At 67.3% G+C, this 22,412-nt stretch carries 18 protein-coding genes, 2 tRNA genes and 1 pseudogene; 12 read left to right on the plus strand and 9 right to left on the minus strand.

What is annotated here, in order from left to right; all coding sequences use genetic code 11:
* Window positions 1-4: 4 nt before the first annotated feature.
* Window positions 5-1,006: a ketol-acid reductoisomerase gene (ilvC, locus tag AO501_RS03940; protein ID WP_055576476.1), complete on the plus strand. Its 1,002-nt coding sequence runs from the start codon at window positions 5-7 to the stop codon at window positions 1,004-1,006.
* Window positions 1,007-1,141: 135 nt separating this feature from the next.
* On the opposite strand, the gene wrbA is transcribed toward ilvC, so the two are convergent.
* Genes wrbA through AO501_RS03955 form a run of 3 tightly spaced genes read right to left on the minus strand, consistent with a single transcriptional unit; the run spans window position 1,142 to window position 5,002 of the window.
* The gene (gene wrbA / locus AO501_RS03945; RefSeq protein WP_055576477.1) at window positions 1,142-1,741 is read right to left on the minus strand and encodes an NAD(P)H:quinone oxidoreductase; all 600 of its coding nucleotides are present in this window, start codon (window positions 1,739-1,741) and stop codon (window positions 1,142-1,144) included.
* Complete coding sequence (locus AO501_RS03950; RefSeq protein WP_055576478.1) at window positions 1,738-3,168, minus strand: phytoene desaturase family protein; 1,431 nt, start codon at window positions 3,166-3,168, stop codon at window positions 1,738-1,740. Before AO501_RS03950 ends, wrbA begins: the two co-directional genes overlap by 4 nt.
* Window positions 3,169-3,208: 40 nt before the next feature.
* Window positions 3,209-5,002, minus strand: a complete 1,794-nt coding sequence (locus AO501_RS03955; protein WP_231752328.1) for a glycosyltransferase — start codon at window positions 5,000-5,002, stop codon at window positions 3,209-3,211.
* Window positions 5,003-5,313: 311 nt separating this feature from the next.
* Between AO501_RS03955 and serA the strand changes: the two genes are divergently transcribed.
* Together serA and AO501_RS03965 are read left to right on the plus strand one after the other, a co-directional pair.
* Entirely contained in the window at window positions 5,314-6,900 is a 1,587-nt protein-coding gene (serA, locus tag AO501_RS03960) for a phosphoglycerate dehydrogenase (RefSeq protein ID WP_055576480.1), read from the plus strand.
* Window positions 6,897-7,910, plus strand: a complete 1,014-nt coding sequence (locus AO501_RS03965; protein ID WP_055576481.1) for a 3-isopropylmalate dehydrogenase — start codon at window positions 6,897-6,899, stop codon at window positions 7,908-7,910. The genes serA and AO501_RS03965 overlap by 4 nt, the downstream gene beginning before the upstream one ends.
* A 133-nt stretch (window positions 7,911-8,043) precedes the next feature.
* On the opposite strand, the pseudogene AO501_RS34770 reads toward AO501_RS03965, so the two are convergent.
* A pseudogene (locus AO501_RS34770) lies at window positions 8,044-9,099 on the minus strand (MFS transporter); the annotation flags it as partial.
* 130 nt (window positions 9,100-9,229) lie between these two features.
* On the opposite strand from AO501_RS34770, the gene AO501_RS03985 reads away from it, so the two are divergent.
* The 4 genes from AO501_RS03985 (at window position 9,230) to AO501_RS04000 (ending at window position 11,838) form a co-directional block, all read left to right on the plus strand.
* On the plus strand, window positions 9,230-10,018 hold the full coding sequence (locus tag AO501_RS03985; RefSeq protein ID WP_055576485.1) for a fumarylacetoacetate hydrolase family protein: 789 nt from the start codon (window positions 9,230-9,232) through the stop codon (window positions 10,016-10,018).
* Entirely contained in the window at window positions 10,015-11,484 is a 1,470-nt protein-coding gene (gene gltX / locus AO501_RS03990; protein WP_082658370.1) for a glutamate--tRNA ligase, read from the plus strand. Before AO501_RS03985 ends, gltX begins: the two co-directional genes overlap by 4 nt.
* A 137-nt stretch (window positions 11,485-11,621) precedes the next feature.
* Window positions 11,622-11,693: transfer RNA gene (locus AO501_RS03995), tRNA-Gln, on the plus strand.
* 72 nt (window positions 11,694-11,765) lie between these two features.
* A tRNA-Glu gene (locus AO501_RS04000) sits at window positions 11,766-11,838 on the plus strand.
* A 36-nt stretch (window positions 11,839-11,874) separates the two neighbouring features.
* Here the strand turns inward: AO501_RS04000 and AO501_RS04005 are convergent.
* Window positions 11,875-12,387 (minus strand): PPOX class F420-dependent oxidoreductase, encoded by a 513-nt coding sequence (locus AO501_RS04005; RefSeq protein ID WP_055576486.1) that lies wholly within the window; start codon window positions 12,385-12,387, stop codon window positions 11,875-11,877.
* A gap of 125 nt (window positions 12,388-12,512) precedes the next feature.
* Window positions 12,513-13,214 carry an IclR family transcriptional regulator gene (locus tag AO501_RS04010; protein WP_055576487.1) on the minus strand — a complete coding sequence of 234 codons (702 nt, stop codon included), beginning with the start codon at window positions 13,212-13,214 and terminating at the stop codon, window positions 12,513-12,515.
* Window positions 13,215-13,294: 80 nt separating this feature from the next.
* Between AO501_RS04010 and leuC the strand changes: the two genes are divergently transcribed.
* From leuC to AO501_RS04025, 3 genes are all read left to right on the plus strand, one after another.
* Window positions 13,295-14,731, plus strand: coding sequence for a 3-isopropylmalate dehydratase large subunit (gene leuC / locus AO501_RS04015; protein ID WP_055576488.1), 1,437 nt, complete (start codon window positions 13,295-13,297; stop codon window positions 14,729-14,731).
* 36 nt (window positions 14,732-14,767) lie between these two features.
* Window positions 14,768-15,364 carry a 3-isopropylmalate dehydratase small subunit gene (gene leuD, locus AO501_RS04020; protein WP_055576489.1) on the plus strand — a complete coding sequence of 199 codons (597 nt, stop codon included), beginning with the start codon at window positions 14,768-14,770 and terminating at the stop codon, window positions 15,362-15,364.
* A 212-nt stretch (window positions 15,365-15,576) separates the two neighbouring features.
* Window positions 15,577-16,236: an HU family DNA-binding protein gene (locus AO501_RS04025; protein WP_055576490.1), complete on the plus strand. Its 660-nt coding sequence runs from the start codon at window positions 15,577-15,579 to the stop codon at window positions 16,234-16,236.
* Window positions 16,237-16,294: 58 nt separating this feature from the next.
* Here the strand turns inward: AO501_RS04025 and AO501_RS04030 are convergent, their stop codons facing one another.
* From AO501_RS04030 to cofC, 3 genes are all read right to left on the minus strand, one after another.
* The gene (locus AO501_RS04030) at window positions 16,295-17,239 is read right to left on the minus strand and encodes an NUDIX hydrolase (protein ID WP_055576510.1); all 945 of its coding nucleotides are present in this window, start codon (window positions 17,237-17,239) and stop codon (window positions 16,295-16,297) included.
* Window positions 17,240-17,310: 71 nt separating this feature from the next.
* A complete protein-coding gene (locus AO501_RS04035; RefSeq protein ID WP_055576491.1) occupies window positions 17,311-19,512 on the minus strand; it encodes an RNA degradosome polyphosphate kinase in 2,202 nt (733 codons plus the stop codon).
* Window positions 19,513-19,581: 69 nt separating this feature from the next.
* A complete protein-coding gene (gene cofC / locus AO501_RS04040; protein ID WP_082658371.1) occupies window positions 19,582-20,223 on the minus strand; it encodes a 2-phospho-L-lactate guanylyltransferase in 642 nt (213 codons plus the stop codon).
* Window positions 20,224-20,340: 117 nt separating this feature from the next.
* On the opposite strand from cofC, the gene AO501_RS04045 reads away from it, so the two are divergent.
* Window positions 20,341-21,348, plus strand: a complete 1,008-nt coding sequence (locus AO501_RS04045; RefSeq protein WP_055576493.1) for an NAD(P)H-dependent glycerol-3-phosphate dehydrogenase — start codon at window positions 20,341-20,343, stop codon at window positions 21,346-21,348.
* 252 nt (window positions 21,349-21,600) lie between these two features.
* Window positions 21,601-22,412 (plus strand): PE family protein (locus AO501_RS04050; protein WP_156452293.1); only part of this gene is annotated, 812 nt, incomplete at its 3' end.

Raw genomic sequence — 22,412 nt, forward strand, 5'->3', positions numbered from 1 at the left:
AGAGATGTTCTACGACGACGACGCAGATCTGTCGATCATCCAGGGCCGCAAGGTCGGCGTGATCGGTTACGGCAGCCAGGGCCACGCGCACTCGCTGAGCCTGCGTGACTCCGGCGTCGAGGTGAAAGTCGGGCTGAAAGAGGGCTCGAAGTCGCGCGCCAAGGTCGAGGAGCAGGGCCTCGAGGTCGACACCCCGGCCGAGGTGGCCAAGTGGGCCGACGTCATCATGCTGCTGGCTCCGGACACGGCGCAGGCCGAGATCTTCACCAACGACATCGAGCCCAACCTGAAAGCTGGCGACGCCCTGTTTTTCGGGCACGGGCTCAACATCCACTTCGGCCTGATCAAGCCGCCGGCTGACGTCACCATCGCGATGGTCGCTCCCAAGGGCCCCGGCCACCTAGTGCGCCGTCAGTTCGTCGACGGCAAGGGTGTGCCGGCGCTGATCGCCGTCGAGCAGGACCCGACGGGCAACGGCCAGGCGCTGGCGTTGTCCTACGCCAAGGCCATCGGCGGCACCCGCGCCGGCGTCATCAAGACCACGTTCAAGGACGAGACCGAGACCGACCTGTTCGGTGAGCAGGCCGTGTTGTGCGGTGGCACTGAGGAGTTGGTGAAGACCGGCTTCGACGTCATGGTCGAGGCGGGTTACCCGCCGGAGATGGCGTACTTCGAGGTGCTGCACGAGCTCAAGCTGATCGTCGACCTGATGTACGAGGGCGGCATCGCCCGGATGAACTACTCGGTGTCCGACACCGCGGAGTTCGGCGGCTACCTGTCGGGCCCGCGCGTCATCGACGCCGGCACCAAGGAGCGGATGCGGGAAATCCTGCGCGACATCCAGAACGGCGACTTCGTCAAGAAGTTGGTGGCCAACGTCGAGGGCGGCAACAAGCAGCTCGAGCAGTTGCGCAAGGAGAACGCCGAGCACCCCATCGAGGTCACGGGCAAGAAGCTGCGCGACCTGATGAGCTGGGTCGACCGGCCGATCACCGAGACGGCCTGATAGGCCGAGCAGACGCAGAAGCCCCTTGGAACCGCGTTCCGAGGGGCTTTTGCGTTGCGGCCGGCCTCGTCCAGATTGAAACCTGGCACACGTCCCGCGGCGTGTCGTGTGCGCAGGTTCAGTGTCGCGGCGGGTTCAGGCGCTGAGCCGGTCGGCAGTCTGAACCACCCGGCGCGCCAGGTGATCGAGGGCGTCACCCGTGGCCGAGTCGAACTCGTTGATGTTGTCGTGCGTCGAAACCAGGCTCGCACCATAGGGATTGCCGTCGACGAACTTCGACGGGTCGGTGTATCCGGGCGGCACGATGATGCCACCGAAGTGCATCAGCGTGACATATAGCGTCAACAGCGTGGTCTCCTGACCACCGTGCAAAGTGTTCGAGGATGTGAAGCCGGCATACACCTTGTCGGCGAGTTTCCCCGCGGCCCACAGTCCGCCGAGCCCGTCCAGAAAATCACGCAACTGCGAAGCGACCGAACCGAAGCGGGTGGGGGAGCCGAAGATCACCGCGTCCGCCCACTCGATGTCTTCACCGGTGGCGGCCGGAAGGTCCTTGGTCGCTTCGTAATTCGCCGTCCAGGCCGGGTTGTGCGCGAACGACGCCGGGTCGCGGGTTTCGGCGACGTGGCGGACCCGGACTTCGGCGCCCGCGGCTTCGGCCGCCGCGGCGACACGTTGCGCCATGGAGGTGCCGTGGCCCGTGGCGGAGTAGTAGATGATCGCGAGTTTCGTCATGGGCTCAGCTTAGGCATCTCGCTGATGCCGAATTCCCGCCGCAACGCCGTGCGCGCGGCGTAATAGCCGCCCATGCCGTGCACTCCGGCGCCGGGCGGGGTGGCCGCCGAACACAGGTAGGCCTTGGGAATCGGTGTGCTCCAGGGATTCAGCCGCGGCGTGGGGCCCAACGTCGCGCGCAACACCGAGGCCCCGCCCACGGCGATGTCACCCCCGACATAGTTGGCGTTGTGCTCGGCCATCCGTGCGGCGGGCACACTGCGCACCGCCACCACGATGTCGCGGAACCCCGGCGCGAACCGCTCGACGACGGCGGTAACGGCTTCGGTCGCGTCGACGGTCGATCCGGCCGGCACATGCGCGTACGTCCAGAACGGGCGGTGACCGTCGGCGTCGATCCGGCCGGGATCGGCAAGGTGCGGCAAGGACGCGAGCACCATCGGCAATTGCGCGTGGCGTCCCGCGGCGATGTCGGCTTCGGCCCGCGCCATCTCCTGGCGGGTCCCCCCGAGATGCAGGGTCGGCGCCTGCTTGAGTCGCGGGTCCGCCCAAGGGATCTCGTCGCCGAGGACGAAATCGACCTTGGCCGCTCCCGATCCGAATCGATAGTGCTGCAACGCTTTGGCGTAACCACCGGGAATCGTGTCGCGGTATACGCGCAGCAGTGTCGTCGGGGAGGTGTCGAAAATGGCCACACCTTCGGGCGGGGAATCGACCTCTACGCCCGACGTCAGTTCACCGCCATGCGCACGCAGATCGGCGATCAGGGCGTCCGAGATCCGCTGGGTGCCGCCCACCGGTATCGGCCAGCCGACGGAATGGGCGAGTGTGGAGAGCATGAGCCCCGCACCCGCGGAGGCCAGCGAAGGTAACGGCGTAATCGCATGGGCGGCAACGCCGGTGAATAAAGCCCGGGCATCGTCACCGCGCAGCGCGGCCCACGCCGGGGTGCCCTGGGTCAGCATGCGCAGCCCGAGGCGAACGACGGGCACCAATGATGTGGGCACCGAACGCTTGTCCCCTAGTAGGAACGCGACCACCGCATCGGAGTTCGATACCAGCGGGCCGAGGAAGCGCCGCCATGCCGCACCGTCATCCAACTCGGCGCAGGTCCGCTCCAGGTCGCGATACGCGATCGCCGCCGGCCGGCCCGGCAGTGGGTTGGCATAGGAAATCTCCGGGACCGCCAAAACGACTCCGCGTGCGGACAGATCGAACTCGGCGAAGAACGGCGACGCATAGCCCAGTGGGTGCACCGCCGAGCAGATGTCGTGCAGGACTCCGGGGAATTCGACGTCGGCCGCGCTGCGCGCACCCCCGCCGAAGGTGGGCTGTGCTTCGAGTACCTGCACTTTCAATCCGGCGCGGGCACAGATGACGGCCGCGGCGAGCCCATTGGGCCCGCTGCCGACGACGGTGACGTCCATCTGTGAATTACAGCCCACGATGTCGTCGAAGGGAATTCCGCTACCGGTTCAGGCCGGACGTGATGCACAACACCTCGTCGAGGCTCGCGGTCACGAGCCCGGCCGTGGCAGCCCGCCGGCCCAGTTCGGCGAGCGGATCGGGGTCATCGGCACGGAAACCCCCGACGCGATCGAGTCGGGCCGTGTCGAACATCGCCGGGCCGTACGCCGCTTGCTCCCCGAGCACATAGCGTCCGGCACCGGGTGTGCGGGACACCATCTCGTGGGCCGCGCTCACACCGATCAGCCGGTCCGCATCGGTGAAGTTGACCGCCACCTGGTACACGTTCTCCTCGGCCTCGAACACTCTTGTCAGGCGGGTGATTAAGCACTCCCGGGCGTAGAACTGCCCACCGTGCCCCAGGTGCAGCCAGAACCGTCCGTAGATCTGGTCTCGGATCTGCGACAGGAGGGCTCCCGCAGACTCTCCGGCGGAGATCGGACAGAACTCCAGAAACGGATACCGTTCCAGCAGTTCCGCGCGATCGGCCGCGGGCAGGCCCGCATCGACCACCAGATAACGACCGATCCGCCATACGTCGGTGCAGCAGTTCAGAAGTGAGTTCAGCGTCACCTCGGTGCTTTTGATGCCGTTGCGTTCCGGCCCGGCGACCAGGCTGAGCACCACCTCGGCGTCGCGGCGGCGGCCCGGCAGGTGCAGCGCCAACTCACCGGGGTAAGCGGCGGCCGCTTCGAAAATCCGCGGCGCACTGTTGTCGCAGTTCTTGGTGATTCGTTGCCGATCTTCGTCGGGAATGGCGGGCTTGGCCAGGATGCGCCGCCAGAACGCGATCGCCTCGGCGTGCTCGCCGATCCATGATGCGCAGACGGCAGCCTCGTCGAGCGCACCCCAGGTGTAGGTATCCGCACCGACAAGCAACGTGTCCTCGGTGGGAAACGGGATCTCGGCGGCATGCTTGGCGAACAGGTAGCCGAGCCGGTAACGCTCGTCGAGACGGTAGCGATAAGCGATGGCGTACAACGGTTCCGCGCGAGTCGGCCGGAACTCCCAGGCCCGTAGGTAGGCGTTCTCCACCTCCGGCCAGGGCGCACCCATCGACCACATTGACTCCGCGATGCGGTACATCGAATAGTAGGTCTCCTCGGCCCACCCGCCCAGGTCGACGCGGCGCTGATACCACGTGCGGGCGTTCTCGAAATCGCCCAAGTCGAAATAACTCTGCGCCAGATAGAACACCGAGCGCGCATCATCAGGATTGCGTTCGATCTCGGCCAGCAGCAGGTCGCGGTCGCTCTCGAACTTCTGCCGCGGATTCCGGTTGCGCGCTCCGAGACGGCGAGAATCGATGTAGTAGTCACCTTCTAGTCGGTCGTGACTGAAATCGGAGTCGACCATGACGTATTCGTGGACCACGCCTTCGTAGCGGACCGGCAATCCGTTGCGGAAGAGGCTCGGCCGCCAGCAGATGTCAGAGGTTTCGCCATAACGGAGCTGGTAGAGATCCTTGCCCAACTTGCCGAAATCGAGGTTGCCCATGACCTTGTCGTCGGCGTCGAGGACCCAGATGTAGTCGCCGTGGCCCTGGGCGAGGGTCAACGCCTCGGACCGGTTGTGCCCGAAATCGCGCCACGGCCGCTCGTGAAGCTCACCGGGAATTCCAAGGCGGGCCATGTGATCGCGGATGACGGCCTGGGTCCCGTCGTCGGAGCCGGTGTCCACGATCACCCATGCACTGATGTAACGCCCGATGTCGTCAAGGGTTTGCCGGATGATCGCCGCCTCGTTGCGGACGATCATGTTGACGCAGATCGTCGGGCGGACTGGGGAGGACACGGCCGGATCGTACTCAGCGGCGCTGGTTGTGGTTAGGGGATTGGCCCGAGTATGTGGTTGCGGCTGCAGCCGACAGGCTGGGATTGCGGGGACCCGCTTCGCCCGGCTCCGCCGGGCTGACGATCCCCGCGGGGCCTGATGGCGGCGCTCCTCAGCGGGCCCGTAGGGCCCGCATCGTCGCACCGCGGGGCCTGATGGCGGGGACCCGCTTCGCCCGGCTCCGCCGCGCTCGCGATCCCCGCGGGGCCTGATGGCGGGGACCCGCTTCGCCCGGCTCCGCCGCGCTCGCGATCCCCGACTACGCTGTCCGCGTGAACTTGCCTGTTGTTTTGATCGCCGACAAACTCGCCCAATCGACCGTCGCCGCCCTGGGAGACCAGGTCGAGGTGCGCTGGGTAGACGGGCCCGACCGGGAGAAGCTGCTGGCCGCGGTCCCCGAGGCCGACGCTCTGCTGGTCCGCTCGGCCACCACGGTCGACGCCGAGGTGCTCGCCGCGGCCCCCAAGCTCAAGATCGTCGCCCGCGCCGGCGTCGGACTGGACAACGTCGACGTCGACGCCGCCACCGCCCGCGGCGTGCTGGTGGTCAACGCCCCCACCTCGAACATCCACAGCGCCGCCGAACACGCGATCGCCCTGCTGCTGGCCGCGTCCCGCCAGATCCCGGCCGCCGACGCCACGCTGCGCGAGCACACCTGGAAGCGCTCCAAATTCTCGGGCACCGAGATCTTCGGCAAGACCGTCGGCGTCGTCGGACTGGGCCGCATCGGCCAGCTGGTCGCCCAGCGCATCGCCGCCTTCGGCGCCCACCTGGTCGCCTATGACCCGTACGTGTCGCACGCCCGCGCCGCCCAGCTCGGCATCGAACTGCTGCCGTTGGACGAGCTGCTGGCCCGCGCCGACTTCATCTCGGTGCACCTGCCCAAGACGCCGGAGACGGCCGGGTTGATCGGCAAGGAGGCACTGGCCAAGACCAAGCCCGGCGTCATCATCGTCAACGCGGCCCGCGGCGGCCTGATCGACGAGGCCGCCCTGGCCGAAGCCATCACCAGCGGCCACGTGCGCGGCGCGGGCCTGGACGTGTTCGCCACCGAGCCCTGCACCGACAGCCCGCTGTTCGAGCTGCCCCAGGTGGTCGTCACACCGCACCTGGGCGCCTCGACCGCCGAGGCGCAGGACCGGGCCGGCACCGACGTCGCCGAGAGCGTGCGGCTGGCGCTGGCCGGCGAGTTCGTCCCCGACGCCGTCAACATCGGCGGCGGCGTGGTCAACGAAGAAGTGGCGCCCTGGCTGGACCTGGTGCGCAAGCTCGGCGTCCTGGCCGCAGCGTTGTCCGACGAGTTCCCCGCGTCGCTGTCGGTACAGGTTCGCGGAGAGCTCGCGGCCGAGGACGTCGAGGTGCTGAAGTTGTCGGCGCTGCGCGGCCTGTTCTCGGCCGTCATCGACGAGCCCGTCACCTTTGTGAACGCCCCGGCCCTGGCCGCCGAGCGCGGCGTCACCGCCGAGATCGGCAAGGCCACCGAAAGTCCCAACCACCGCAGCGTTGTGGACGTGCGAGCGGTCGGCGCCGACGGTTCGGTGGTCAATGTCGCGGGCACGCTGACCGGCCCGCAGTTGGTCCAGAAGATCGTCCAGATCAACGGCCGCAGCTACGACCTGCGCGCCGAGGGCGTCAATTTGGTGATCAACTACGCCGACCAGCCCGGCGCGCTGGGCAAGATCGGCACATTGCTCGGGGCGGCAGGGGTGAACATTCAGGCCGCGCAGTTGTCCGAGGACACCGAGGGCCCGAGCGCCACCGTCGCGCTGCGCCTGGACCAGGACGTGCCGGCCGACGTGCGGGCGGCCATCACGGAGGCGGTAGGCGCGAACAAGCTTGAAGTGGTTGACTTCTCGTGACGAAGCTCGCCGTCATCGCCGGCGACGGGATCGGTCCGGAAGTCATCGCCGAGGCCCTCAAGGTCCTCGACGCCGTCCTGCCCGGGGTGGAGAAAACCGAATACGACCTGGGCGCCCGGCGCTACCACGCCACTGGCGAAGTGCTGCCGGAATCGGTGGTACCCGAGCTGCGCCAGCACGACGCGATCCTGCTCGGTGCCATCGGTGACCCGTCGGTCCCCAGCGGTGTGCTGGAGCGAGGGCTGTTGCTGCGCATGCGTTTCGAGCTCGACCACCACGTCAACCTGCGCCCGGCCCGGCTGTATCCGGGAGTGAGGAGCCCGCTGGCCGGAAACCCGGACATCGACTTCGTCGTGGTGCGCGAAGGGACCGAGGGGCCGTACACCGGAAACGGCGGCGCGATCCGCGTCGGCACGCCCCATGAAGTGGCGACCGAGGTGAGCGTCAACACCGCGTTCGGGGTGCGCCGGGTGGTCAAAGACGCTTTCGAGCGGGCTCGTAAGCGCCGCAAGCACCTCACCCTGGTGCACAAGACCAACGTGCTGACCTTCGCCGGGGGACTCTGGCTGCGGACCGTTCAGGAGATCGGCGAGCAGTACTCCGACGTCGAGGTCGCCTACCAGCACGTCGACGCGGCGACGATCTTCCTGGCCACCGACCCCGGACGATTCGACGTGATCGTCACCGACAACCTGTTCGGCGACATCATCACCGACCTGGCCGCGGCCGTGTGTGGCGGAATCGGCCTGGCCGCCAGTGGCAACATCGACGCGACGCGCACCAACCCGTCGATGTTCGAACCGGTGCACGGCAGCGCTCCCGACATCGCCGGACAGGGCATCGCCGATCCCACCGCGGCGATCATGTCGGTGGCGTTGCTGCTGGCCCATCTAGGCGAGGACGAGGCGGCTGCCCGGGTCGATCGTGCGGTGGCGGCCTACCTGGCAACTCGCGGGGACGAACGGCCTGCCACCAGCGTTGTCGGCGAACGGATTGCAGCCGGGCTCTAGTTTCCAGGCCCGGCGGCAGCACCCGAGTCGGCACCAGGGGCACCGCGGCCAGGGGGAACAGCGCGCACAGCCCCCAGGCCAGCGGGTAGGCGGCCGCGGTGATCAACGCCCCGAACATCGGCGGTCCGGCCGCGGCCATCAACCGCTGCGTGGTGTTCTGGGTGCCCAGCGCGCGTCCACTCCAGTACGGTCCGGCGAATTCGGTGATGGCGGTGGCCTCCAGGCCGTTGTCGAGCACCGCCAGCACAGAGACGGTGATCATCAACATCACGTCGAAACGGGAACCGACTCGGTCGCTCAGGGCCAGCAGGAGCAGGGCCAGCGCGGCCGCGAGGGCGATGATGCGGACCGGCCGCATCCGCGAGCCGACGCGATCCGACCAGCGGCCGACCAGGATGCGCCCGCCCGCGCCGATCAGCTGCGAAATGGTCACCAGACCACCGGCCGCCGCGACCGACCAGTGATGCTCGTTGATCAGCCAGACGAGCATGAAGGTGACCGTCACCGTCTGCGGCATCATCAGCAACGCCGAGGCCGCGTGAATTCGCCACAGCACGTTCGAACCGCGGTAGGGGCTGGCCAGTTCCGCATGGGTGGCCGTACGGCGGGATTTGCGTGGCGGGTCGACCACTCCGAAGACGCTGACCACCGCCGCGATGGCACACATCACCGCCGGGAACATCAAACCCGCGTGTGGACCGTCCTCGGCCAGCTCGGGAATCACCAAGGCGCCCAGAGCGATTCCGAGCGGTTGGGCGGTCTGCCGGAAGCCCATCGCCAGGCCGCGCTGCTCGGGCGGAAACCACCCCGACACCAACCGGCCGCCGGCGGTGTTGCAACTGGCGGCGGCCATCCCGCCGAGGAACAGGAAAACGCCCATCAGCACCAGCGAGTGAACCGAAGCGGCGGCGTAGGCCGCCAGCGCCGTCAACGCCGAGCCGGCGGTCAACACGACGCGCTCACCGACGCGGTCCAGCACATAGCCCCAGGCGACCAGGGTGACGACCATGCCCCAGCTGGGCATCGACGCCAGCAGACCCGCCTGGGCGAGTGGCGTTCCGCGCGCCGCTTCCAACCGGGGGATCAGGAAGGCGATGCCGTTGATGAAGAGGAAAGAGCTCGTGGTCGCGACCAGCGAGACCGCCACGATCGACCAGCGTGCCACCGCACTGGCCGGATCCCGAGGCATTCGTTAATGCTTGCACAGCAACGGCCTCGTTCCGCTCGCCGCCGCATCGTCGAGCCTGCAGATCTGGCGCGCGCCACTCGCACTTTCCCTGCAACTTTGCAGCCTGGGCGGACCAGATAGGCTCATCCGAATGCGCCTTGGACGAATCGCCAGCCCAGACGGTGTCGCTTTTGTCAGCATCGAAGGAGACCTGGACAACCCCGACAGCCTGACGGTCCGCGAAATCGCCGAGCATCCGTTCGGCACGCCGACCTTCACCGGCCGGTCCTGGCCCCTGGCCGACGTCCGGCTGCTGGCCCCGATACTGGCCAGCAAGGTGGTCTGCATCGGCAAGAACTACGCCGACCACATCGCCGAGATGGGTGGCCAGGCCCCTGCCGACCCGGTGATCTTCCTCAAGCCCAACACCGCGATCATTGGACCCAACGTGCCGATTCGCCTGCCCGCCAACGCATCACCCGTGCACTTCGAGGGTGAGCTGGCGGTGGTGATCGGCCGGGCGTGCAAGGACGTCAGCGCCGCCCAAGCCGCCGACAACATCCTCGGTTACACCATCGGCAACGACGTCTCGGCCCGCGACCAGCAGAAGTCCGACGGACAGTGGACCAGAGCCAAGGGGCACGACACGTTCTGTCCGGTCGGCCCGTGGATCGTCACGGATCTGGACCCCGGCGACCTGGCCCTGCGCACCGAGGTCAACGGTGAAGTCAAGCAGGACGCCCGCACCTCGCTGATGATCCACGACGTCGGCGCCATCATCGAGTGGATCTCGGCGGTAATGACCCTGCTGCCAGGCGATCTCATTCTCACCGGAACCCCGGCGGGAGTCGGGCCGATCGAGGACGGCGACACCGTCTCGGTCACCGTCGAGGGTATCGGCACTCTCACCAATCCCGTTGTCCGCAAAGGAAAGTCGTGACCAACGCAGAGCACGTCCGGGTTCGGTTCTGCCCGTCTCCCACCGGCATACCCCATGTGGGAATGATCCGCACCGCGCTGTTCAACTGGGCCTACGCCCGGCACACCGGCGGTACCTTCGTCTTTCGCATCGAGGACACCGACGCCGAACGGGACAGCGAGGAAAGCTATCTGGCACTGCTCGACGCCCTGCGCTGGCTCGGGCTGGACTGGGACGAGGGACCCGAAGTGGGCGGGCCGTACGCCCCGTACCGGCAGTCGCAACGCCGCGAGCTCTACCGCGACGTCGTGACACGGCTACTCGAGGCGGGCGAGGCCTACTACGCGTTCTCGACACCGGAAGAGGTGGAGGCCCGGCACGTGGCCGCCGGACGCAATCCCAAGCTCGGCTACGACAACTTCGACCGTCAGCTGACCGACTCGCAGCGCGCGGCGTTTCTGGCAGAGGGGCGCCAGCCCGTGGTCCGGTTGCGGATGCCGGACACCGACCTCGCGTGGGAAGACCTGGTGCGCGGCACCACCACCTTCGCGGCAGGCACCGTGCCCGACTTCGCGTTGACCCGCGCCAGCGGGGATCCGTTGTACACGTTGGTCAATCCGTGCGACGACGCGTTGATGAAGATCACCCACGTGCTGCGTGGTGAGGACCTGCTGCCGTCGACTCCACGCCAGATCGCGTTGTATCAGGCCTTGATCCGAATCGGGGTTGCCGAGCGCATCCCGGAATTCGGCCACTTCCCGCCGGTATTGGGGGAGGGGACCAAGAAGCTGTCCAAGCGTGACCCGCAGTCGAACCTGTTCCTGCACCGCGACCGCGGGTTCATCCCCGAGGGTCTGCTGAATTACCTTGCGCTACTTGGCTGGTCCATCGCCGACGACCACGACCTGTTCAGCCTCGACGAGATGGTCGCCGCGTTCGACGTGGTCAACGTCACCTCCAACCCGGCTCGCTTCGACCAGAAAAAGGCCGACGCCATCAACGCCGAGCACATCCGGCGGCTGGCCCTCGACGACTTCACCGCCCGGCTGCGCGACTACCTGGACACCCACGGGCATCGGATTGCCTTGGACGACGCGGCTTTCAAGACGGTCGCCGAGTTGGTTCAGACCCGCATCGTCGTGCTCGGCGACGCTTGGGAGCTGCTGAAGTTCTTCAACGACGACGAGTACGCCCTCGACCCCAAGGCCGCCGCCAAGGAGCTGGGTCCGGACGCCGCCCCGGTGCTCGACGCCGCCATCTCGGCGCTCGACGGGATCACGGACTGGACGACGGAGCACATCGAAGGCGCGCTGAAAAGCGCTCTGATCGACGGGCTGGCACTCAAGCCGCGCAAGGCCTTCGGACCGATTCGGGTGGCCGCCACGGGCACCACCATCAGCCCGCCGCTGTTCGAGTCCCTGGAACTGCTGGGGCGGGACCGCAGTCTGAGCCGGCTGCGCTCGGCGCGGCAGGCTGCGGCGTTCTAGGGCGTGCGTAGACCTGCCGAAGTCTTTGGTAGTGTGCACTGCGGCTTCAAAGGCATAGGACGGCTGGATCCAGCGGTGCCAGGACGCGGGTAGCGAACCCGGGAAATGGGCTCTGACCAGCAGTTTTAAGTCGCACATGGGGTATGGTGTAATTGGCAACACAGCTGATTCTGGTTCAGCCATTCTAGGTTCGAGTCCTGGTACCCCAGCAAAGCTCCGCCTGCTCGCGTGATTAGGTGGGGTATCCGGGTTGGGCTATGCTGACTGCTCGGATCATGTCCGGCCCCGTCGTCTAGCGGCCTAGGACGCCGCCCTCTCACGGCGGTAGCGTGGGTTCGAATCCCATCGGGGCTACAAAATCACTGAGCGCCGCCCTTGGGCGGCTGCATATCACTCAGCGCCGCCCTGTGCGGCCGGCGCCGTCGTACCACCCACCGGCATGCTCGGCAGACCCAGCTTGCGGTGATCCCACGAACGGCTGCGCCGGCTCACGATGCGCACGCCGACCCGCTTGTTCATCATCTGGTCCACGAACGGCTTCATGTCGTCGCTGTAGGGGCCCGTGTAGCGCTCCCACACGCTGACGCCGACGCGGTGCAGCGCGTCGGGCTCGTCGACGATCTCGGCGACGCCTTCGAACGACACTCCGCGCAAGGTGTCGTAGGTGTCGCCGTCCTCGAGCAGGAAGCTGACCCGCGGGTCGCGTTTCAGGTTCACCGCCTTCTGCGACTTGGCCTTGGTCTCCAGCCAGATCTCGCCGTCCACCACCGCGTACCACATCGCCGTCAGGTGCGGCTGTCCGTCCGGCCCGATGGTCGCCAGGGTTCCGGTCCGGCTGTTGTTGACGAAGTCGGTGATTTCGGCCTCGGACATGACGATGCTCGCGCGCTGATTCGTTCCCATAGCGTCAGTTTGTCAGGCGCCCGCGCGTCGCCTCTGATCTGGTGGCGCCGAGCTTGCGCTCACGGTCGGCTCAAGCCTCCGTGAGTGACCCTGGACGCAATCTCGGCGCAACCGTCGCCGCGGTACTACAACCGCCGCGTCAGCGCCTCAGCGGCGGCCAGAAGATCGGCGGCCCACCGTGCCCCGGGTCGCCGCCCCATCCGGTCTATCGGCCCGGACACCGAGATGGCGGCGACCACCACGCCGCGCCCGTCACGCACCGGCGCCGAAACGCTTGCCACCCCCGGCTCGCGCTCGGCGACGCTCTGCGCCCAGCCACGTTTGCGGACTTCGGCGAGCACCCGGTCGGTGAACATCGCCTTGGGCAGCACCGCTTTCTGGGTAGCGGCGTCGGAAAAGGCCAGCAGCACCTTGGCCCCGGATCCCGCGGTCATCGGCAGCCGGGCGCCGACCGGGACCGTATCGCGAAGCCCCGCAGGTGGTTCCAGGGCGGCGATGCAGATTCGCGAAGTGCCCTCCCGGCGGTAGAGCTGCACGCTCTCGCCCGTGGTCTCCCGCAGCTGAGGCAGCACCGAGGCGCTGGCGGCCAGCAGTGGGTCGCTGACGTAGGACGCGAGTTCGGTGACGGCGGGCCCGAGGCGCCACCGGCCGTCCTCGTCGCGGCCGGCCAGGCGGTGTACCTCCAGCGCGGCGGCCAGGCGGTAGGCGGTGGCCCTGGGCAGGCCGGTGCGTTCGCAGAGTTCGGCCAGCCCGCAGGGCGATTCCGCGATCGCGTGCAGGATGCCGACCGCTTTGTCCAGGACGCCGATGCCGCTATGCTGTCTCACAAGAAGATACTAGCGTCTCGCATTGTGAGATCACACTCCGGACCGATCGGCGAGCCGCGAACTGACGAATCGAGTTGAAGATGGCATCGCAGACGCACGACCCCGACGCCGGCCGGCCGCGCACGTTGGCCGAGAAGGTCTGGGACGACCACGTTGTGGTGTCCGGCGGCGACGAGGCGCCGGACCTGATCTACATCGATCTGCACCTGGTGCACGAGGTCACCAGTCCGCAGGCGTTCGACGGCTTGCGACTGGCCGGCCGGCCGGTGCGGCGGACCGATCTGACGATCGCCACCGAAGACCACAACGTGCCCACCGTCGACATCGACAAGCCGATCGCCGACCCGGTGTCCCGCACGCAGGTCGAGACGTTGCGGCACAACTGCGCCGAATTCGGTGTCCGGCTACACCCGATGGGCGACATCGAACAGGGCATCGTGCATGTCGTCGGGCCGCAATTGGGTCTCACTCAACCCGGAATGACGATCGTGTGTGGCGATTCTCACACCTCCACCCATGGTGCATTCGGCGCAATCGCCATGGGCATCGGCACTTCTGAGGTCGAACATGTGCTCGCCACCCAGACGCTGGCGCTGCGCCCGTTCAAGACGATGGCGGTCAATGTCGACGGTGCATTGCCGCCGGGGGTCACGGCGAAGGACGTCATTCTGGCGCTGATCGCCAAGATCGGGACCGGTGGCGGCCAGGGTCACGTCATCGAATACCGCGGCAGCGCCATCGAATCGCTCTCCATGGAAGGCCGGATGACGATCTGCAACATGAGCATCGAGGCCGGCGCGCGGGCCGGCATGGTCGCGCCGGACGACACCACTTTTGAATTCTTACGCGGTCGGCCGCATGCGCCGACCGGTGCGGACTGGGACGCGGCGCTGGCCTATTGGCAGCAGCTGCGTACTGATCCCGGAGCGGTTTTCGATACCGAGGTGCACCTCGATGCGGCGTCCCTCACCCCGTTCGTCACCTGGGGAACCAACCCCGGACAGGGGGTGCCGCTGGGTGCCACCGTGCCCGATCCGGAGTTGATGACCGATGACGCGCAGCGGCAGGCCGCCGAGAAAGCGTTGGCGTACATGGACCTTCAGCCGGGGATGGCGATGCGCGACATCGCGGTCGACACCGTCTTCGTGGGGTCGTGCACCAACGGCCGGATCGAGGATTTGCGGGTCGTGGCCGACGTTTTGCGTGGTCACAAGGTTGCCGACGGTGTGCGGATGCTTGTGGTTCCGGGTTCGATGCGGGTTCGCGCGCAGGCGGAGGCCGAAGGTCTCGGCGAGATTTTCACCGCCGCCGGCGCGGAATGGCGGCAGGCGGGTTGCTCGATGTGCCTGGGAATGAATCCCGATCAGCTTGCGCCAGGGGAGCGTTGCGCCGCGACGTCCAACCGCAATTTCGAAGGGCGGCAGGGCAAGGGTGGTCGCACGCACCTGGTTTCGCCGGCCGTCGCCGCAGCTACGGCGGTGCGCGGCAAGCTTTCCGCGCCGGCAGATTTGAACTAGCCGACTTGAATTCACATTGAGAATTAGGGGAACAGCATGGAAGCCTTTGACACCCACACCGGCATCGGAGTACCGCTGCGCCGGTCCAATGTCGATACCGATCAGATCATTCCCGCGGTCTACCTGAAGCGGGTAACCCGAACCGGTTTCGAGGATGGCTTGTTCGCGAGCTGGCGGTCGGATCCGTCATTCGTCCTCAACCTCAGCCCCTTTGACCGCGGGTCGGTTCTGGTCGCCGGACCGGATTTCGGCACCGGATCCTCGCGCGAGCACGCGGTCTGGGCGCTGATGGATTACGGATTCCGGGTGGTTATCTCGTCCCGGTTCGGCGACATCTTTCGCGGCAACGCCGGCAAGGCGGGGTTGTTGGCGGCCGAGGTCGACCAGGATGGTGTCGAACTTCTCTGGAAGCTGATCGAGCAGAGCCCAGGGCTGGAAATCACTGTCAATCTTCAAGATCGAAACGTCACCGCGGGAACGGCGGTGCTGCCGTTCAGGATTGACGATCACACCGCGTTCCGGTTGCTGAACGGACTCGACGATATAGCCCTTACGCTGCAGAAACTCGACGAAATCGAAGCTTTCGAGGCGGCCCGCCCGGCCTGGAAACCGCGCACTTTGCCGGCCTCCTGAAGCACGGAACGGCGCGGAATTTGCGCGCCGATCCGGGGGCATTTCGCGGTGGCGCCAGCGGCCAAGGGCGGCAATCGGATTGCCGAAATGGCGACTTTCCGGCAGCAATAGCGGGCTGAAATTGCGCGTGGCTCTTGGCAATTTGCCAGTTGAGGGTTTACCGTAGTGCACTAGTCGGTTCCAAAAGAGGACCACTGGCCTCGGAGGGTTGGATGAATAAAGCAGAGCTCATAGATGTGCTCACACAGAAATTGGGCTCAGACCGTCGGCAGGCGACCGCCGCCGTCGAGAATGTCGTCGACACGATTGTGCGCGCGGTCCACAAGGGTGACAGCGTCACGATTACCGGTTTCGGCGTCTTCGAACAGCGTCGCCGCGCGGCTCGCGTCGCCCGCAACCCGCGCACCGGCGAGACGGTGAAAGTCAAGCCGACGTCTGTTCCGGCATTCCGTCCGGGAGCTCAGTTCAAAGCGGTTGTGGCTGGCGCACAAAAGCTCCCGGCCGAAGGACCCGCAGTGAAGCGCGGCGTGGTTGCCAGCGCGGCCAAGAAGACGACGGCCAAGAAGGCTCCCGCCAAGAAGTCTGCCACCAAGGCTCCGGCCAAGAAGGCTGCGACCAAGGCTCCGGCCAAGAAGGCTGCCACCAAGGCTCCGGCCAAGAAGGCTGCCACCAAGGCCCCCGCCGCGAAGAAGGCTGCGACCAAGGCTCCGGCCAAGAAGGCTGCCACCAAGGCTCCGGCCAAGAAGGCCGTGACCAAGGCTCCGGCCAAGAAGGCCGTGACCAAGGCTCCGGCCAAGAAGGCTGCCACCAAGGCTCCCGCCAAGAAGGCTCCGGCCAAGAAGGCTGCGAGCACACGGCGCGGCCGCAAGTAGTCAAACCCAAGCAGATACCCTCCGGCGGGCAGCGATGCCCTCGGAGGGTATTCGCTTGTCAGGCGCGCACGTTGGCGGCCAGCGCGCCGCCGATGTGGTCAGCGGCGATCAGCCGGCCCGCCGACAGCGACAGCACCCAGGTGCTGCCTTTGAGGTTGCGCGACTTGTCGGGACGCACTCCGTCGCGTTCGCACCACCACGCGATCAGGTCCGGAATCACCTTGCCCTGCGTGCAGATCACGGGCGTTCCGGCCCGTTCGGCGATTTGCAGAACCCGCTGCCGGCCGCGCTTGGGGTTCTTGGCGTACGCCTCCTCGGTCAGGTTGGGCTCGTTGTGAATATCGACGCCCAACTCGGCGGCGAGCGGTTCCACCGTCTGGTGGCACCGCACCCGATCGGCCGCGTACACCCGGTCGGCGCCGAACGCCAGCAGCTGCCCCACCAGCGCCTCGGCCTGGGCGCGGCCCTTCTTGTCCAACGGCCGCTTGGTGTCGTCGCCGCGGTAGCGTGACTTGCTGCCCGCGGTACCGTGCCGCACCACCAGCACGGTCTTGGTGTCCGGCGGCTGTTTGACGAACCGGCGCAGGACCTTTCGGTCCGGCGCGTAGTCGAGCTTCTTCATGGCGTCGGCGACCGGCAGCCAGATCAACTCGTCGACCTCGTGTCCGGGGGCGAAGGTGCCTCCGGTGCTGCGCGCGGCCCAGTAGTGCACCCGCTTGATGCCCTGGTCGATCGGGTACGTGATGGTGGTCAGGCAACGGCCGAGATGGCTGTGGTGGCCGGTCTCCTCGAGCACCTCGCGCACGGCGGCGACCGCTGCGGTCTCGCCGGGGTCGACCTTGCCCTTGGGCAGCGACCAGTCGTCATACCGGGGGCGGTGAATGACGGCGATCTCGAGCGATTTCGCCGGGTTGCCCTTACCGGACCGCCACAACACCGCGCCGGCTGCGTAGACGACCCGGTCTCCGGGGCGTCGACGGTCCGACGAGTTCTGGATCGACACCTTCACTCCTGCAGGTCAATTCGGCCAGGTGGCTCATGCTGGTGGAGGTGGCCCCGGAGGACACCACTGGACTACGGGCTGCGGTGCCTTTCCATGAGCGAAGCCTGGTGGTCGCGGACGCTCTCGCCTTCCTGCGGCGACGCCGTCCACTGCCCATCGGACCCGAGCTCCCAGCACCGGGTGGAGGGGTCCAATGCGGACTCGAACAATTCGTCGAGTTGCGCGGTCAAACGCGGGTCCTTGACCTGTGCCATGACCTCGACGCGGCGGTCCAGGTTGCGGTGCATCATGTCGGCGCTGCCGATCCAGAATTCGTCGATGGCGTTGAAATGCAGAATGCGCGAATGTTCCAGGAACCGACCGAGAATCGAGCGGACGGTGATGTTTTCGGAAAGGCCCTCGGTGCCCGGGCGCAGCGCGCAGATACCGCGCACCACCACCTCGACCCGCACCCCGGCCTGCGACGCGCGATACAGCGCGTCGATGACCTGCTCGTCGACCAGGGCGTTCATCTTGAGCCGGATCCGCGCGTCGTTGCCGCGACGATGGGCCTCGACCTCCCGTTCGACGCGCTCGATGATCCCGGTGCGGATGCCGTGCGGGGCCACTAACAGATTGCGGTAGGTCAGCTTTCGCGAGTAACCGGTCAGCGTGTTGAAGAGGTCGGTCAGGTCCGCACCGATGTTGGGGTCGGCGGTCAGCAGGCCCACGTCCTCGTACAGTCGCGCCGTCTTGCCGTTGTAGTTGCCGGTTCCGACGTGGCAGTACCGCCGGATGATGGGACCTTCACGACGCACCACCAGGCAGGTCTTGCAGTGCGTCTTGAGTCCGACGAACCCATAGACGACGTGCACGCCTGCCTGCTCAAGGGTTCGCGCCCAACGGATGTTCGCCTGCTCGTCGAAGCGCGCTTTGATCTCAACCATTGCCACAACTTGTTTTCCGGCTTCGGCGGCGTCGATCAATGCCCGCACGATCGGGGAATCCCCGGAGGTGCGGTAGAGCGTCTGTTTGATCGCAAGCACATTCGGATCTGCGGCGGCCTGTTCGACGAACCGCTGCACGCTCGTCGAGAACGAGTCGTAGGGATGGTGCACCAGCACGTCGCCCTCGCGCAGCGTGGCGAAGATGCTCTTGGGCGTCTCGCGCTCCGCGAAGGCGGGGTGGGTGGCGGGCACGAAAGCCCGGTCCTTCAGCGCCGGCCGGTCGATGCCGTAGATCTGCCACAGCGACGACAAATCCAGCAGCCCAGGCACTTCGATGACATCACCGGGATGTACGTCGAGCTCGCGCAGCAGCAGCTCCAGCATGCTCTCGGTCATGTCGTCGGATGCTTCGAGCCGTACCGGGGACCCGAACCGGCGCCGCGCCAATTCCCGTTCGAGCGCCTGCAACAGGTCCTCGTCGCGGTCCTCTTCCACCTCGAAGTCGGCGTTGCGGGTGATCCGAAACGCATGGTGCTCCACGATTTCCATGCCGGGGAAGAGCACCGGAAGGAAGGCCGCGATCAACTCCTCCATCGGCAGGAACCGCACGGCCACCTGGTCTTCGCCGTCGTCGTCCTTGGCGTCCAGTTCGACGAACCGGTCCACGTTGTCGGGCACCTTCACTCGCGCGAAATGCTGGGTGCCGTCCTCGGGCTGCTTGACGGTGATGGCGAGGTTCAGGCTCAGCCCGCTCACGAAGGGGAAGGGGTGGGCCGGGTCCACCGCCAACGGCGTGAGAACGGGGAAGACCTGCTCGTGGAAATAGGTCGACAAGCGCTCTTGCTCAGCCTCATCGAGGTCGGCCCACGTGACGATGTAGATGCCTTCCTCCTCGAGCGCGGGCAGTACCGAATCGAGGAACACGCGCGCCTGCCGGCTGGCGATCTGTTGGGTCTGCTCGCCGATGCGCCGCAGTTGCTCGCGCGGCGTCAGTCCGTCCGCTGAGCGCACCGACAGGCCCATCTCGTCGCGCCGCTTCAGGCCGGCGACCCGAACCATGTAGAACTCGTCCAGGTTGGAGGCGAAGATGGCCAGGAACTTCGCGCGCTCGAGCAGCGGCATCGAATTGTCGTCGGCCAGTGCCAGCACGCGGGCGTTGAAGTCGAGCCAGCTCAGTTCCCGGTTGAGGTAGCGCTCTTCCGGCAGCGCGTCGATGATCGCCGCGGGAGTCGCGGCCGGAGGGGCCGCGGGAGCCGAGTCACCAGGGTGCCAAGCGTGCTCGTCGGGACGTGCCTCTGCCTCTGGGGTGGCTTCGATTTCGGTCACCCTGCGATCATTGCCTATCACCCGGCGATGCGGCCAGCAGTCAGCAGAGATCCATGTGCCGTTGGGCTGCCATTCACCTGGCGGCCCGGTTCACCGCGCGGAGCGATGCGCGATGGCGCGTGCGGTCGCCGGGCCCACCCCGAGCTGGCGGGCGGCCGCCAGGTCAGCCGGTGTGTCGACGTCGCAACGCAGCCCGGGCCAGGCGCCGGTCAATTCGATCGCACCCGAACGACGGTGTCGCGCTGCGGAATCCGGCCCGAATCGCGGGTCGAGCGAGGTCCCGAACGCGCACAGCACCGCGGTGCCGGTGCCCAGCCGGTCCGCGACGAAGCTGCGCTCGTGGTGTCGTGCCGCCGAGATGGCCTCGGTAAGCTCCTGGGTCTGCAACGCGGGCAGATCACCTTGCAGGACAACAACATTCGGGACATCGACCGCACCCGCTGCGGAACTGACCGCGCTGTTCAGCGGGTCGGGATCGTCCGGCGCGGTCGGGTCCGCCAGCACCTGTGCGCCGAGCTCGGTGGCCGCGGCCGCGGCGACGTCGTCGGGGGTGATGACCGTGATCGAGTGCAACGAACTCACCCGGGTTGCCGCGGACAAGGTGTCGACCAGCATGGCCAGGACCACACTCTCACGCGTCGGGGCCGCGAAGACCGGAGCCAGCCTGGTCTTGGCGGCGGCCAAACGCTTGACGGCGATGATCAGCCCGACATCCCCGTGTGCGCTGCCCATGTGAAACATCCTGCCAGCGCAACGCCGCTGGAGGTGACGGCGCCCGGTCGCTGGGACTACTGTTTAGCGGCTGCCGTCGCCGTAACGGGGCACAGGGCTAGATATAAGGGGTGGTTGATGGCCGGCACGGGAACCGTCGCGGTGATGGGCGCGGGCGCATGGGGCACGGTGCTGGCCAAGGTGCTTGCCGATGCCGGGGGCGACGTCACATTGTGGGCGCGGCGCGCGGATGTCGCCGACAAGATCAATAAGACCCGGTACAACCCCGACTACCTTCCCGGCACCTTGCTTCCGGCGGGCATCCGCGCCACCAACGACGCGGAGGAAGCGCTGGCCGGCGTCACGACTGTGCTACTCGGGGTCCCGGCCCAGACCATGCGCGCCAATCTCGAACAGTGGAACGGCATGTGGGCCGACGGCGCGACTCTGGTCAGCTTGGCCAAGGGGATCGAGCTGGGCACCCTGATGCGGATGAGCCAGGTGATCGTTTCGGTCACCGGGGTGGACGCATCCCAGGTCGCGGTGATCTCCGGGCCGAACCTCGCCAGTGAGATCGCCGAGAGTCAGCCCGCCGCCACCGTCGTCGCGTGCAGCGACTCCGGACGTGCCGTGGCGTTGCAGCGGTTTTTGAACAGTGGCTACTTCCGTCCCTACACCAACTCCGATGTGGTGGGGACCGAGATCGGTGGCGCGTGCAAGAACGTCATCGCGCTGGCGTGCGGGATGGCGGTCGGGGTCGGGTTGGGGGAGAACACGGCGGCGGCCATCATCACTCGCGGGCTGGCCGAGATCATGCGACTGGGGCTGGCGCTGGGCGCCAAGGGCACGACGTTGGCGGGGCTGGCCGGGGTGGGTGACCTGGTGGCCACCTGCACCTCTCCTTATTCGCGCAATCGCTCGCTGGGCGAGCGGCTGGGACGCGGCGACACCATGCATACGGCCCTGCACGGCAAGGACGGCCACGTCGTCGAGGGCGTGACCTCCTGCGAGTCGGTGCTGGCCCTGGCGTCCAGCTACGACGTCGAGATGCCACTGACGGACGCCGTGCACCGGGTCTGCCACAAGGGGCTGTCGGTCAACGACGCGATTGCTCTGCTACTGGGCCGCAGCACCAAGCCGGAGTGAATTGCAGTAGTCGCCGGCGGATCCCGCGCGATTTTGCAGTAGTCGGACCCGGATCGAATCCGCCCGCGTTGGCGTGACAATCAGCTACTAATAAGCGGCGGCAAGAAGCGTCGCCGCGCGAATGGCTGTATTCGATGACCGGTGCCTGTCGGGGAGCGTGGGGGAAGTCGGGCTGCGCTCGGACAGCGTGCCCCGGAGTTCGCGACTCATGACTGGGCCGTTTGACCTCTCCGGGTCGATTGGAGCTCCCTGATGTCGCCCTTTCTGATCGCCGCTCCGCAGGCTCTGAGCGCTGCGGCCGCGGACTTGGGAGCGATAGGGGAGGCGGTCCGCCAGGCGACGGCGGTGGCGGCGCCGACGGCGACGATCATGCCCGCCGCCGCCGACGAGGTGTCGGCGGTCATCGCGGCCCTATTCGGCACCGTCGGCCAGGAGTATCAAGCAGTCAGTGCGCAGGCGGCGGAGTTCCACGCCCAATTCGTGCGGGCGCTGGCAGCGGCGAGCGGCTCTTACGCGGCTGTGGAAGCGGCGAGTGCCGACGCCCTGGGCTCGCTGGAGGAGCAGGTCTTGGGTGCGATCAATGCGCCGGCGAATCTGCTGTTGGGGAGGCCTTTGATCGGCCCGGGGACCGATGGCGCGGCAGGTACCGGTGCCGCGGGTGGGCCCGGCGGACTGCTGTGGGGGCGCGGAGGCAACGGCGGGTCGGGCGCGGCCGGGCATGCCGGTGGGGCCGGCGGCGCCGCCGGGTTGTTGGGTGTGGGCGGAGCCGGCGGTGCCGGCGGCGCGGGCGCCAACGGTGGAACAGGTGGCAGCGGCGGTTGGTTGTGGGGCAACGGCGGTGCCGGCGGTATGGGTGGGGTCGGCGGTAACGGAGGCACCGGCGGCAATGCGTTGCTCTTCGGTTCCGGTGGTGCCGGCGGGGCAGGCGGGACGGGCCTCGGCGGCTCGATCGGCACACCGGGCAGCCCAGGCAGCGCCGTGGCTGCCGGCGGCGGCGGTGGCGACGGCGGCAGCGGCGCTGGGGGCACTGGTGGAGCGGGCGGGCGCGGTGGACTGATCCTGGG

It is taken from the genome of Mycobacterium gordonae, assembly GCF_001417955.2.
Classification (GTDB): domain Bacteria; phylum Actinomycetota; class Actinomycetes; order Mycobacteriales; family Mycobacteriaceae; genus Mycobacterium; species Mycobacterium gordonae_B.

Excerpts from the sequence above, each read along its gene's own strand:
- ilvC (WP_055576476.1), top strand. The coding sequence starts at position 5 with ATGTTCTACGACGACGACGCAGATCTGTCGATCATCCAGGGCCGCAAG.
- wrbA (WP_055576477.1), bottom strand. The coding sequence starts at position 1,741 with ATGACGAAACTCGCGATCATCTACTACTCCGCCACGGGCCACGGCACC.
- AO501_RS03950 (WP_055576478.1), bottom strand. The coding sequence starts at position 3,168 with ATGGACGTCACCGTCGTCGGCAGCGGGCCCAATGGGCTCGCCGCGGCC.
- AO501_RS03985 (WP_055576485.1), top strand. The coding sequence starts at position 9,230 with ATGCGCCTTGGACGAATCGCCAGCCCAGACGGTGTCGCTTTTGTCAGC.
- AO501_RS04005 (WP_055576486.1), bottom strand. The coding sequence starts at position 12,387 with ATGGGAACGAATCAGCGCGCGAGCATCGTCATGTCCGAGGCCGAAATC.
- leuC (WP_055576488.1), top strand. The coding sequence starts at position 13,295 with ATGGCATCGCAGACGCACGACCCCGACGCCGGCCGGCCGCGCACGTTG.
- leuD (WP_055576489.1), top strand. The coding sequence starts at position 14,768 with ATGGAAGCCTTTGACACCCACACCGGCATCGGAGTACCGCTGCGCCGG.
- AO501_RS04025 (WP_055576490.1), top strand. The coding sequence starts at position 15,577 with ATGAATAAAGCAGAGCTCATAGATGTGCTCACACAGAAATTGGGCTCA.
- cofC (WP_082658371.1), bottom strand. The coding sequence starts at position 20,223 with ATGGGCAGCGCACACGGGGATGTCGGGCTGATCATCGCCGTCAAGCGT.
- AO501_RS04045 (WP_055576493.1), top strand. The coding sequence starts at position 20,341 with ATGGCCGGCACGGGAACCGTCGCGGTGATGGGCGCGGGCGCATGGGGC.